The organism is Amycolatopsis sp. NPDC043887, from assembly GCF_056435665.1.
Genome location: NZ_JBWKEB010000025.1, coordinates 91,291 through 103,056, shown reverse-complemented (window position 1 = coordinate 103,056; position 11,766 = coordinate 91,291). Strand labels below are relative to the sequence as shown.

Below are 11,766 nucleotides of genomic sequence, written 5' to 3'. Positions count from 1 at the left end.
TTATCCGAAGCAGTCATTCCTAGCAGTTTTTGGTGAGACACCCACTCAATCGCACTGAGCGAGAGCTTGGTTCGTGTCCCGGTCGGCCACCCGGTTTCCCTGGCGACTTGGAGAACTTTACACGCCCCGGAAGGGCCCGAAACAGGGGGGTACCTTAACTGCGTTTCCGCAGGTCAGCGGCCCTGTTTCGGGCCGGGGCCGCGATCAGCCCCCGACGCGCACGCCGGCGACGTTGCGCTTGCCCTTGCGGACCACGAGCCAGCGGCCGTGCAGAGCGTCGTCCGCGGACGGCTTCCACTCCTCGTCGGCGATCTTCGTGTTGTTGACGTACGCGCCGCCTTCCTTGACGGTGCGGCGCGCGGCGCCCTTGCTGTCGACGAGCCCGGCGGCGATCAGCAGGTCGACGATGGTCGACTCGCCGTTCGGGTCGACCTTGCCGTTGGGCACCTCGGCCATCGCGGCGTCGAGAGTCGCCGAGTCGAGCTCACGCAGCTCTCCCCTGCCGAACAGCGCCTGGCTCGCGGCGATGACCTGGCGGGTCGCCTCTTCACCGTGCACCAGGGTCGTGAAGTCCTCCGCCAGCTTCCGCTGCGCGGACCGCAGGTGGGGACGCTGCTCGGTGTCCTCGGCCAGGGCCGCGATCTCCTCCTGCCCGAGGAAGGAGAACATCCGCAGGTAGCGGATGACGTCGGCGTCGGCGACGTTCACGAAGTACTGGAACCAGGCGTACGGCGAGGTCATCTCCGGGTCGAGCCACACACTGCCGCCGCCGGTGGATTTGCCGAACTTGCGTCCTTCGGTGTCGGTGACCAGCGGCGCGGTCAGCGCGTGCGTGTGGCCACCGTCCGTCCGGCGGATCAGGTCGACGCCGCCGACGAGGTTGCCCCACTGGTCGGAGCCGCCGATCTGCAGCTTGCAGCCGTACTCGCGGTACAGATGCAGGTAGTCCTGCGACTGCAGCAGCAGGTAGCTGAACTCGGTGTAGGACATGCCGTCGGCCTCGAGGCGGCGCTTCACCGTCTCGCGGTTCAGCATCATGTTGACCGGGAAGTGCTTGCCGACGTCGCGCAGGAACTCGACCACGGTCTGCTTGCCGGTCCAGTTCAGGTTGTTCTCGATGACCGCGCCGGTCGGCGAGTCGTCGAAGTCGACGAAGCGCTCCAGCTGCCCGCGGATCCGGTCCGCCCACTCGGCGACGGTGTCCAGCGTGTTGAGCGTGCGCTCACCAGTGTCGCGCGGGTCGCCGATCATCCCGGTCGCGACACCAGCCAGCACGATCGGCCGGTGGCCGGCGCGCTGGAAGCGCGAGAGCATCAGCAGCGGGACCAGGTTGCCGGCGTGCAGGCTGGGCGCGGTCGGGTCGAATCCGCAATAGAGCGTGAGAGGTCCTTGGTCGAGGTCTCGCCGCAGTGCGTCGATGTCGGTGGATTGCGCGATCAGGCCGCGCCAGGTCAACTCGTCAAGGATGTGCTCGCTCACGCCTGTAGATCCTCCCGCACCAGGTCAACCGACTATCGGCCGGGGGCGGCCGCCCGTCGCTTGCCGCCACGGCGGTAGGTGGAGACCGCGGGCGATCCGTCGATCCAGAACCGCCACGGCGTGTCCATCGCCATCGCGACACCGACGCGCGGCCCGGTACGGATGTCCGCTCCGGGAACGCGCTCTCCGGAGAACAGCCGGACGGGTGACGCCGGGTCGGTCAGGTCGACGCCGTTCTCGGCACGGTCGATGCCGAGCACCGAGGTGAGGATGGCCGGGCCTTTCGCGAGTTCGCCGTTGCCGCGTGCCGACGGCCTGCGCGCCCTGGCGATATCCGCACCCGACACCACCTCCCCGGCACGCAGCAGCACGGCGCCCGGCTGCCCGTCTTCGGTGCCGACGACGTTCGCGCAGAAGTGCATGCCGTAGACGAAGTACACGTACAAGTGCCCCGCCGGTCCCCACATGACCGCGTTGCGCGGCGTCTTGCCGCGATAACAGTGCGACGCGGGGTCGTCGAGCCCTCGGTAGGCCTCGACCTCCACCAGGCGGACGGCGACCGTGCCGTCGGGACCGGTCGCTTCGATCACCGCGCCGAGCAGGAGTGTGGACAGCTCCACCGGATCCAGCGCCAGCTCGCGCCGGGTGAACTGTCTGCCGGTTTCCACGTGCCGCACTCCCCTTACGTCGCGTTCTCCCAGGCCGACCTTAACCGGACCGAGTATTGAGCGGTCGCTCAAACATGCTTTACAGTGGTTTGAGCGGACGCTCAATACTGGAGGGGGCTCCATGAGCCGAAGAGCGCTTTACGTCGAAACGGTGATCCGGACGGACCTGGACACGCTGTGGCGGTACACGCAGGATCCGCGTCTGCACGCACGGTGGGATCTCCGCTTCGCGCGGATCGAACCGGTCGCGGGCTCGCCGGGACGGTTTCGGTACACGACCGAGTTCCTGGGGTTCGTCGTCAGCGGGACCGGGACACACGCCGGGGAGAGCACGCGGCCGGACGGCGGCCGGACGTCCGCGTTGCGGTTCGCCTCCGCGGACCCACTGTCGCTCATCAGGTCCGGTTCGGGCTACTGGCGCTACACCCCGGTCGACGGCGGTGTCCGGTTCGTCACCGGCTTCGACTACACCACTCGATGGGGTGTCTTCGGCAGGTTCGCCGATCTGCTGTTCCGGCCGCTCTTCGGCTGGATGACGGCCTGGTCGTTCGACAGGCTCCGTCTGTGGCTCGAGACGGGCGGGCCGCCGGAACAGCTCCCGTTGCTCTCGCCCTCGGCGGGGCGCTGCCGCCGGAGCCCGCGGCCGGGCAAGGACGGCGTCACGCCCCGCATCCTCGACACCCTGGAGCAGGCATGATCTTCCGAGAAGCGCTGGGCACCGACTTCGAGTCGTTGCATCCGCGAATGCGTGAACGGCTGTCGCTGAGCACGGAGAACGGCGTCGGGATGATCGGCGTCGGCGTGATGGACGAGATCTGGCGCGGCGCCGCGTTCACCACGCCGTTCCTCCGGCTCGGCGCGTCGAGGCACATCCTGTTCCCGGAACGTGGCCGCAACGTCCCCTTCACCATCGAGAACTATCCGTACGTCGACTCGCTCGGCAGGGAGACGGTGTCGTTCGTACGCACCTTCGAACTGCCGGAACGGCGACGCCGGTTCGACGCTCAGATGATCTACAGCACCGAGCGCGGGAAGATCGTCGACTACTTGGGGACGCATCAGCACCTCGCCGTCGATCTCGACCTGACGGTGCGACCGGACGGTGGCTTCCGCATCCGGTCGGAGGAGTTCCGGATCCGCGAGGGCCCGCTTCGGTGTGTGGTGCCGCGATCCGTCGTCGGTGTGGCCGAGGTCGACGAGTGGTTCGACGCGGAGAGCGGACTCTTCCGCATCGAGATCCAGGTGACGAACCGGCGGTTCGGGCCGCTGTTCGGCTACCGGGGCGCTTTCGAGGCACGGTTCGTCGATCTGCGGCCGGGGGTGAGCGGCGCGGTGAAGCCCCTGCGTGAGAAGGTCCTGGACTGATGAACGGGCCCAGCACGAAACAGCGGTTGATCGACGGAGCGCTGGAGACGATCCGCACCAACGGGATCACCGCCGTTTCGGCCAGGACCGTCGCCACCGCGGCGGGTACCAACCAGGCGCTGATCTTCTACCACTTCGGCAGTGTCGAGGAGCTGATCGCGCAGGCCTGCGTGACGGCGACCGAAAGCCGCGTCGCCCACTTCCGTGACCGGTTCGCCGAAGTGACCACGCTCGGCGAACTGCTGGACCTGGGCCGGGTCATCCACGCGGAGGAACGCGCCGAGGGGAACATGACGGTCCTCGCCCAGGCACTCGCCGGCGCGCAGGGCGGCGGACGGCTGGCCGAGGCGACGCGGCAGGCGCTGGACAAATGGGTCCGCGAAGTCCAAGGGACCCTGGACCGCGTGCTGGCCGGTTCGCCGGTGCTCGAACTGGTGGAAACCGAAGGACTCGCTCACGCCGTCTCCGCCGGGTTCCTCGGTCTCACACTGTTCGAGTCGGTCGATCCGGACGGCGCCGAGCAGGCGTTGAGCGCGCTGGGACAGCTGGCTGTCCTGGTCGACGTCCTCGAAGGGCTCGGACCGGTCGCCACCCGCGCGGTGCGCGCGAAGCTCCGGAAGACCGCGAAGCGATCTTGAAGCGCGTGAAGGCCCCCTTCACGCGGCTGAGCCGAGTGAGGGGGCTTTCACGCGAGAGGTCAGCTCAGCCAGGCGCGGTGTTCGGCGACCCGCGCGACGAGCCGGTCCCGCTGCTCGGCGACCCGCTCCGGGGCGGTACCGCCGCGGGCGTTGCGTGAGCTCACCGAGCCCTCGACGGTCAGCACCTCGCGCACGGCGGGCGTCAGTGCCGGGTTGATCTTCTCGAACTCTTCGTCGGTCAGTTCGTCCAGGCCGACACCACGGGCCTCGGCGACGCGGACGCTCTCCCCCGCCGCTTCGTGCGCGACACGGAACGGAACGCCCTGGCGCACCAGCCATTCGGCGATGTCCGTGGCGAGGGTGAACCCGGCGGGCGCCAGTTCGGCGAGCCGGTCGGTGTGGAAGGTCAGCGTCTCGAGCATGCCCGCGATCGCCGGGAACAGCAGTTCCAGCTGCTCGACGGAGTCGAAGACCGGCTCCTTGTCCTCCTGCAGGTCACGGTTGTACGCGAGCGGCTGCGCCTTGAGCGTCGCGAGCAGGCCGGTCAGGTTGCCGATGAGCCGCCCGGCCTTGCCGCGGGTCAGCTCGGCGACGTCCGGATTCTTCTTCTGCGGCATGATCGAACTGCCGGTCGCCCAGGCGTCGTCGAGGGTGACGTAGCCGAATTCGGCGGTGTTCCAGATGATCACCTCTTCGGCGATCCTGGACAGGTTGACCGCGAGCATCGCGACGTCGAAGGCGAACTCGGCGACGAAGTCCCGCGAGGCCGTGCCGTCGATGGAGTTCTCGACGCTGGTGACGAAGCCCAGCTCCTCGGCGACTGCCTCCGGGTCGAGACCGAGCGAGGAACCCGCGAGCGCGCCGGAGCCATAGGGCGACTCGGCGGTGCGAGCGTCCCAGTCACGCAGCCGGGTGACGTCGCGCAGCAGCGACTGACCGTGCGCGAGCAGGTGGTGCGCCAGCAGGACTGGCTGGGCGTGCTGCAGATGCGTGCGTCCGGGAAGGATCGCGTCCGGGTGCCTCTTCGCCTGCGAAACCAGCGCGTCCACGACGCCGAGCGTGCCGGCGACCACCCGCCGGGCGGCGTCCCGCAGCCACATCCGGAACAGCGTCGCGACCTGGTCGTTGCGCGAACGGCCCGCCCGCAGCTTGCCACCGAGTTCGGTGCCCGCCCGCTCCAGCAGACCGCGTTCGAGCGCGGTGTGGACGTCTTCGTCGGCGACGGTCGGGGTGAACGCGCCCGACTCGACGTCCTGCGCGAGGGTGTCCAGCGCGGCGAGCATGCCGGTCAGCTCGTCGTCGGTGAGCAGCCCCGCCTTCCGCAGCACTCTCGCGTGGGCCCGCGACCCGGCGATGTCGTACGGCGCCAGCCGCCAGTCGAAATGGGTCGACGCGCTCAGCGCCGCCATCGCCTCCGCCGGCCCGCTGGCGAACCGGCCGCCCCACAGCTGCACCGGCTGCTCATTCCCGCTCACAACACTCCTCGGATTCCTTGGTTCTCTTCAGGCGACTGACCGGTCGAAGGTAGCGCCTGTGGTGAAGTCGTACAGCGCGCGCTCGTCGCGCGCGGAGTTCACGACCGCGTTGCCGCGGTGCAGGACCAGCCGCACCTCGCCGGACACCCGCCCGGTACTGACCTTTTGCAGTTCCTCGTGCGCGGTGACCAGCGCTACCGCGGCCGGTCCCTCGTAGATCTCGCGTCCTCTGAGCCCGAAGGCGCCGACACGGCGGTTCAGCTGCTGGAAGGCTTCCAGCAGCGTCACGGTCTCCCCGTCGATGGCCACCGGCACACCCTCGTCGAAGGTGATGACCAGCTTCTCCGGGTCGTCCGGGAAGGCGAACCCGTCAGGCGTCACCTTCGGTCTCCTCACCGCCGTCCACTGTGGACGACCGTCGGGCCAGCGCCATGAAGCGCTCGGCCAGGTCTTTGCCGGACAACGGTTCCCTCGCGATCACCGCGACCGTGTCATCGCCGGCGATGGAACCGACGACCTCCTCCAGCGCCGCCCTGTCGATGGCGCTGGCCAGGAACTGCGCCGCGCCCGGCGGGGTGCGCAGCACCGTCAGGTTGCCCGACGAGTCCGCCGAAACGAGCAGTTCGGCGAGCAACCGCGAAAGCCTCGACGTGCCACCCTGCACCCCGCGTACCGGGCTGCCGTCCTCGGGAATGACATACACCGGCGCGCCGGAATCCGCACCCCGGAGCTTGACCGCGCCCAGTTCGTCGAGGTCCCGCGAAAGCGTCGCCTGCGTGACTTCGATACCTTCCGCCGCCAGGAGCTTCGCGAGCTCCGTCTGGCTGCGGATGGCCATCGTGGACACGAGTTCGGTGATCCGTGCCTGCCGGGTGACCCTGCTGCCGGTCATCGTCGCTTCTCGTCCATCAGCCACACCAGCAGCGCCTTTTGGGCGTGGAGACGGTTTTCGGCCTCGTCCCAGACCGCGCTGGCCGGTCCGTCGATGACCTCGTCGGTGATCTCCCAGCCGCGGTGCGCGGGCAGGCAGTGCAGCACGATCGCCTCGTCCGCGGCGCGGCGCATCAGCGCGGCGTTGACCTGCAGCTCGCGGAACGGGCCGACGCGGTCGAGACCGTCGTTCTCCTGGCCCATGGAGGTCCAGGTGTCGGTGACGACGACGTCCGCGCCTTCGACCGCGGCGTACGGATCGGTGAAGACCGTGGTGCTGCCGCCGGTCTCCGACGACCGGTGCTTCGCGTCGAGCATGACCTGCTGATCCGGCTGGAAGCCCTCCGGCGAGACGACGCGGACGTGCATCCCGGCCGTGGTCCCGCCCAGCAGCAGCGAATGCGCCATGTTGTTGGCGCCGTCGCCGAGGTACACCAGGGTGAGCCCGGCGAGCTTGCCCTTGCGCTCGCGGATGGTCATCAGGTCGGTGAGCACCTGGCACGGGTGGAACTCGTCGGTGAGCGCGTTGATCACCGGGATGCTCGCCGCCGACGCCATCGCGTCGATGCGCTTCTGGGCGAACGTCCGCCACACGATCGCGTCCAGATACCGCGAGAGCACCCGTGAGGTGTCCTCGATGGTCTCTTCGCGGCCTAGCTGCATGGAGCGGCCGTCGACGATGACCGGGTTCCCGCCGAGCTGGGCGATGCCCACCTCGAAGGAGAACCGGGTCCGGGTGGAGTTCTTCTCGAAGATCGCCGCGACGGACTTGCCCTCCAGCGCGCGGGAGCTGAGCGGCTCGGCCTTCAGCTGGTCGGCGAGATCCAGGATCTCGGCCTGTTCGGCGGGGCTGAGATCGTCGTCACGAAGGAAGTTGCGGAGCATGCGTTTCGTCTCTGTCCTAGGTGGTGGTGGTGGTGGTGGTGGAATCGAGCGCCCCGGGAAGGGCTTCGAGGAATCCCGCGGCCTCTTCGGCGCTCAGGATGAGCGGCGGTGCCAGCCGAATGGTGTCGGGTGCGATCGGGTTGACCAGGTATCCCGCGTCCTGCGCGGCCTTGGCGACCGTCGCCGAGACCGGTTCGCGTAACGCGATGCCGAGCAGCAGCCCCGCACCGCGGACCCGGGACACCAGCGGGTGGCCGAGCTCCTCCACACGGGACGCGATGTCCTTGCCCAGTGCGGAAACGTGATCGTTCAGGTTGTCCTTGGCGATGGTCCTGAGCACGGCGAGCCCGGCGGCGCAGCAGATCGGGTTGCCGCCGAAGGTGGTCCCGTGCTGACCTGGCTTCATCAGCTCGCCTGCCTCGCCGACGCCGATGACCGCGCCGATCGGCAGCCCGCCGCCGAGTCCCTTGGCCAGCGTGACGACGTCCGGGACGATGCCGGTGTGCTGGAAGGCGAACCACGCGCCGGTGCGGCCGATGCCGGTCTGTACCTCGTCGAGGACCAGCAGGGTCCCGGTCGCCTTGGTGATCTCCCGCGCCGCCTGGAGGTAGCCGTCCGGCGCCGGGACGACGCCTGCCTCCCCGAGGATCGGCTCGAGGAACACCGCCGCGGTTTCGGTGTCCACCGCGGCGCGAAGCGCGTCGACGTCACCGTAGGGAACGTGGGTGACGCCCGGGACCAGCGGCGCGAACGCGTCCCGCTTCGACGGCTGACCGGTCAGCGAGAGCGCGCCCATGGTGCGCCCATGGAAGGCCCCCTCGCAGGCGACGATCTTGGTCCGGCCGGTGAGCCTGCTGATCTTCAGCGCGGCTTCGTTGGCCTCCGCGCCGGAGTTGACGAACAGCACCTTCGCGTTGCCGGACAGGCCGGCGACGTCCAGGAGGGTTTCGGCCAGTTCGACGGCGACCGGATTCACGTAGAGGTTCGAGGTGTGCCCGAGTTTCGCGACCTGTTCGGTGACCGCGGCGACCACGGCGGGGTGCGCGTGGCCGAGCGCGTTGACCGCGATCCCGCCCAGCAGGTCGACGTACGGTTTGCCGTCGGCGTCCCAGACCTTCGCCCCCTCGCCGCGGACCAGGGCCAGCGCCGGGGTGCCGTAGTTGTCCATGAGGGACGACTTCCAGTGCTCCTGGCCGTCTACATTGGACTTGTACGTGGTCACGGAAGCTCCGTTTCGGGGAAGACCATGGTACCGATGCCGCGGGAGGTGAAGACCTCCAGCAGGACCGAATGGGCGATGCGGCCGTCGATCACGTGCGCACGACGGACGCCGCCGCGGATGGCGCGCACGCAGGCCTCCATCTTCGGGATCATGCCGCTGGCGAGGCCGGGCAGCAGGGTTTCGAGACGGTCCACGCGGATCCGGTCGACCAGCGAACCGCGGTCCGGCCAGTTGGCGTACAGGCCCTCGACGTCGGTGAGCACGACGAGTTTCTCCGCGCCGAGAGCGGCGGCCAGCGCACCGGCGGCGGTGTCGGCGTTGATGTTGTGCACGATGCCGTCGACGTCCGGGGCCACGGTGGACACCACCGGGATCCGGCCCGCGTTGACGATGTCGAGCACCGCGTCCGGGTTGACCTCGGAAACCTCGCCGACGAGCCCGATGTCGACCGGTACACCGTCCACAGTGGCCTGTTTGCGCTCGGCGGTGAACAGCCGCGCGTCCTCACCGGAGATGCCGACCGCGTACGGGCCGTGCGCGTTGATCAGGCCGACCAGTTCGCGGCTGACCTGACCGGTCAGCACCATGCGGACGATGTCCATCGTCTCGGGCGTGGTGACACGCAGGCCGCCCTTGAACTCGCCCTCGACGCCGAGCCGGTTGAGCATCGCGGTGATCTGCGGGCCGCCGCCGTGCACCACCACCGGACGCAGGCCGGCCATGCGCAGGAAGACCATGTCCTCGGCGAAGGCCTGCTTGAGGCTCTCGTCGATCATGGCGTTGCCGCCGTACTTGACCACGACGGTGGCGCCGTGGAATCGCTGCAGCCAGGGCAGGGCCTCGATGAGGATCGAAGCCTTCTCGGCGGCGGTCGCGAGCCGCTCGTCCGCGGGGACGGTGGATTCGGAAGGGCTCATGACGAGTACGCGCTGTTCTCTTCGACGTACGCGTGCGAGAGGTCGGTCGTGTAGATCGTCGCCCCGTTTTCGCCGAGACCGAGGTCGACGACGATCTGGATGTCCCGGCCCGAGAGGTCGGCCTCGGAGCGGTCCGCCGCGGGCGTGCCGTCGGCGAACAGGGTGACGCCGTTGATCGCGATGGCGACCTTCTCCGGGTCGATCTTCGCGGGTACCCGGCCCAGCGCCATGGCGATGCGGCCCCAGTTCGGGTCCGAACCGAACAGCGCGGTCTTGACCAGGTTGTCCTCCGCGATCGTGCGGCCGACGGCGATGGCGTCGGCCTCGTTCGCCGCACCGGTGACCGTGACGTCGACGTACTTGGTCGCGCCTTCGGAGTCCGCGCGCAGCTGCAGCACGAGGTCGAGACTGACCGCGGTGAGGAGCTCGGTCAGTTCGGCCTCGGTCGGCTCGACGCCGCTGGCGCCGGACGCGAGGACGAGCACCGTGTCGTTGGTGGAAGTACCGCCGTCGACATCGAGCCTGTCGAAGGTCACGCCGGTGGCGGCGCGCAGGGCCTTGTCCAGGACTTCCGGCGTGACGACCGCGTCGGTGGTGAGGACGGAGAGCATCGTCGCGAGGTTCGGGGCGAGCATGCCCGCCCCCTTGGCGAACCCGCCGACGCTCCAGCCGCTGTCGTGCTTCGCGGCGGCCTGCTTCGGCTTGGTGTCGGTGGTCATGATCGCGGTGGCGGCGGCGAGATCGGCGTCGGTACCGGTGCCGAGGCCGGCGAAGGCGGTGTCCACGCCGGAAAGCAGCGCGTCCATCGGCAGCCGTTCGCCGATCAGCCCGGTCGAGCAGACCGCGACCTCGATCGCGCCCGCTTCGAGGAGTTCGGCGACCTTCTCCGCGGTCTTGTGGGTGTCCTGGAAACCGCCGGGGCCGGTGGCGGCGTTCGCGCCGCCGGAGTTGAGGACGACGGCCTTGAGACGCTGCTGCTTGAGCACCTCTTGCGACCACAGGACGGGCGCGGCCTTGATCACGTTGCGCGTGAACACGCCGGCCGCGACCTGCAGCGGCCCGTCGTTGACGACGAGCGTGAGGTCGAGCTTGCCCTCGGCCTTGATTCCGGCGGCGACGCCCGCGGCACGGAATCCCTTCGGCTGGGTGACGGTCACGGAGCGACTCCTACGGTCGGTAGTCCGGTGGTTTCCGGGAGGCCCAGTGCGATGTTCATCGACTGGACGGCACCTCCCGCGGTGCCCTTGGTCAGGTTGTCGATGGCCGCGACCACGATCAGGCGCCGGGTGTCGGCGTCGACGGTGACCTGCAGCTGGACGTTGTTCGAGCCGACGACCGAAGCCGAGGACGGCCACTGGCCCGCGGGCAGCAGCTGGACGAACGGCTCGGTGGCGTACGCCTTTTCGTAGACCTCGCGGGCGCCATCGGCGTCCAGGTCGGTCTTCAGCGGAGCGCTCGCGGTGGTGAGGATCCCGCGCGGCATCGGGGCCAGCACGGGAGTGAAGGACACCTTGACCCGCTCACCCGAGACCGCGGAAAGGTTCTGCGCGAATTCGGGGGTGTGGCGGTGGGCACCGCCGACGCCGTACGCGGCGGCCGAACCCATCACCTCCGAACCGAGGAGGTTCGGCTTCAGGCTCTTGCCCGCGCCCGAGGTCCCGGTGACGGCGACGACGTTGACCTCCGGCTCGACCAGGCCCGCGGCGAGCGCCGGGGCGAGCGCGATCGAACCGCCGGTCGGGAAGCAGCCGGGGACCGCGATGCGTTTGGTCCCGGCGAGGCGCTCGCGGGCACCGGGGAGTTCGGGGAGCCCGTACGGCCATTGCCCCGCGTGGTCGCCGCCGTACCAGCGCTGCCAGTCTGCCGCGTCCGAGAGGCGATGGTCCGCGCCGAGGTCGATCACCAGGACGTCCGGGACCAGCCGCGCGGCGATGGCGCCGGAATGGCCGTGTGGCAGGGCGAGGAAGACGACGTCGTGCCCGGCCAGGGTCTCCGGGGTCGTCTCCAGCAGGACACGGTCCGCCAAGGGCGCGAGGTGCGGCTGGTGCTGGATGAGCGGCGTCCCCGCGGAGCTGGCCGCGGTGAGCGCGCCGATCTGGACTTCGGGATGGGTCAGCAGCAGGCGCAGGAGTTCGCCTCCCGCGTACCCGCTGGCTCCGGCCACCGCGATCTTCACCGTCATACGCA

13 protein-coding genes are annotated in these 11,766 nt (G+C 69.4%); 3 read left to right on the top strand and 10 right to left on the bottom strand.

What is annotated here, in order from left to right; all coding sequences use genetic code 11:
- Positions 1-204 precede the first annotated feature (204 nt).
- Both tyrS and AC069H_RS39910 read right to left on the bottom strand, forming a co-directional pair.
- Positions 205-1,479 (bottom strand): tyrosine--tRNA ligase, encoded by a 1,275-nt coding sequence (gene tyrS / locus AC069H_RS39915; RefSeq protein WP_125682428.1) that lies wholly within the window; start codon positions 1,477-1,479, stop codon positions 205-207.
- A gap of 32 nt (positions 1,480-1,511) precedes the next feature.
- On the bottom strand, positions 1,512-2,147 hold the full coding sequence (locus AC069H_RS39910) for a DNA-3-methyladenine glycosylase (protein ID WP_478229398.1): 636 nt from the start codon (positions 2,145-2,147) through the stop codon (positions 1,512-1,514).
- A gap of 121 nt (positions 2,148-2,268) precedes the next feature.
- Between AC069H_RS39910 and AC069H_RS39905 the strand changes: the two genes are divergently transcribed.
- Genes AC069H_RS39905 through AC069H_RS39895 form a run of 3 tightly spaced genes read left to right on the top strand, consistent with a single transcriptional unit; the run spans position 2,269 to position 4,150 of the window.
- Complete coding sequence (locus AC069H_RS39905) at positions 2,269-2,844, top strand: SRPBCC family protein (RefSeq protein WP_478229397.1); 576 nt, start codon at positions 2,269-2,271, stop codon at positions 2,842-2,844.
- Complete coding sequence (locus tag AC069H_RS39900; protein WP_478235768.1) at positions 2,841-3,512, top strand: DUF4166 domain-containing protein; 672 nt, start codon at positions 2,841-2,843, stop codon at positions 3,510-3,512. Before AC069H_RS39905 ends, AC069H_RS39900 begins: the two co-directional genes overlap by 4 nt.
- Positions 3,512-4,150 carry a TetR/AcrR family transcriptional regulator gene (locus AC069H_RS39895; RefSeq protein ID WP_478235767.1) on the top strand — a complete coding sequence of 213 codons (639 nt, stop codon included), beginning with the start codon at positions 3,512-3,514 and terminating at the stop codon, positions 4,148-4,150. The genes AC069H_RS39900 and AC069H_RS39895 overlap by 1 nt, the downstream gene beginning before the upstream one ends.
- A 59-nt stretch (positions 4,151-4,209) precedes the next feature.
- Here the strand turns inward: AC069H_RS39895 and argH are convergent, their stop codons facing one another.
- From argH to argC, 8 genes are read right to left on the bottom strand one after another with little or no spacing between them, the layout of a single operon-like run.
- Positions 4,210-5,625, bottom strand: coding sequence for an argininosuccinate lyase (gene argH, locus AC069H_RS39890; RefSeq protein ID WP_478229394.1), 1,416 nt, complete (start codon positions 5,623-5,625; stop codon positions 4,210-4,212).
- A 27-nt stretch (positions 5,626-5,652) separates the two neighbouring features.
- Positions 5,653-6,006: an adenine nucleotide alpha hydrolase family protein gene (locus AC069H_RS39885; protein ID WP_125682416.1), complete on the bottom strand. Its 354-nt coding sequence runs from the start codon at positions 6,004-6,006 to the stop codon at positions 5,653-5,655.
- Positions 5,996-6,517 carry an arginine repressor gene (locus AC069H_RS39880; RefSeq protein ID WP_340688373.1) on the bottom strand — a complete coding sequence of 174 codons (522 nt, stop codon included), beginning with the start codon at positions 6,515-6,517 and terminating at the stop codon, positions 5,996-5,998. The genes AC069H_RS39885 and AC069H_RS39880 overlap by 11 nt, the downstream gene beginning before the upstream one ends.
- The gene (gene argF, locus AC069H_RS39875) at positions 6,514-7,440 is read right to left on the bottom strand and encodes an ornithine carbamoyltransferase (RefSeq protein ID WP_478229392.1); all 927 of its coding nucleotides are present in this window, start codon (positions 7,438-7,440) and stop codon (positions 6,514-6,516) included. Before argF ends, AC069H_RS39880 begins: the two co-directional genes overlap by 4 nt.
- Before the next feature lie 16 nt (positions 7,441-7,456).
- On the bottom strand, positions 7,457-8,662 hold the full coding sequence (locus AC069H_RS39870; protein ID WP_478235766.1) for an acetylornithine transaminase: 1,206 nt from the start codon (positions 8,660-8,662) through the stop codon (positions 7,457-7,459).
- Positions 8,659-9,579, bottom strand: a complete 921-nt coding sequence (gene argB, locus AC069H_RS39865; RefSeq protein ID WP_340688371.1) for an acetylglutamate kinase — start codon at positions 9,577-9,579, stop codon at positions 8,659-8,661. Before argB ends, AC069H_RS39870 begins: the two co-directional genes overlap by 4 nt.
- Positions 9,576-10,736: a bifunctional glutamate N-acetyltransferase/amino-acid acetyltransferase ArgJ gene (argJ, locus tag AC069H_RS39860; RefSeq protein ID WP_478229390.1), complete on the bottom strand. Its 1,161-nt coding sequence runs from the start codon at positions 10,734-10,736 to the stop codon at positions 9,576-9,578. Before argJ ends, argB begins: the two co-directional genes overlap by 4 nt.
- A complete protein-coding gene (gene argC, locus AC069H_RS39855; RefSeq protein WP_478235765.1) occupies positions 10,733-11,761 on the bottom strand; it encodes an N-acetyl-gamma-glutamyl-phosphate reductase in 1,029 nt (342 codons plus the stop codon). The genes argJ and argC overlap by 4 nt, the downstream gene beginning before the upstream one ends.
- Positions 11,762-11,766: the final 5 nt, after the last annotated feature.

Bases quoted from the DNA above. Each gene is read 5' to 3' on its own strand.
- AC069H_RS39905 (WP_478229397.1), top strand. From the start codon at position 2,269: ATGAGCCGAAGAGCGCTTTACGTCGAAACGGTGATCCGGACGGACCTG.
- AC069H_RS39900 (WP_478235768.1), top strand. From the start codon at position 2,841: ATGATCTTCCGAGAAGCGCTGGGCACCGACTTCGAGTCGTTGCATCCG.
- AC069H_RS39895 (WP_478235767.1), top strand. From the start codon at position 3,512: ATGAACGGGCCCAGCACGAAACAGCGGTTGATCGACGGAGCGCTGGAG.
- AC069H_RS39880 (WP_340688373.1), bottom strand. From the start codon at position 6,517: ATGACCGGCAGCAGGGTCACCCGGCAGGCACGGATCACCGAACTCGTG.
- argF (WP_478229392.1), bottom strand. From the start codon at position 7,440: ATGCTCCGCAACTTCCTTCGTGACGACGATCTCAGCCCCGCCGAACAG.
- argB (WP_340688371.1), bottom strand. From the start codon at position 9,579: ATGAGCCCTTCCGAATCCACCGTCCCCGCGGACGAGCGGCTCGCGACC.
- argC (WP_478235765.1), bottom strand. From the start codon at position 11,761: ATGACGGTGAAGATCGCGGTGGCCGGAGCCAGCGGGTACGCGGGAGGC.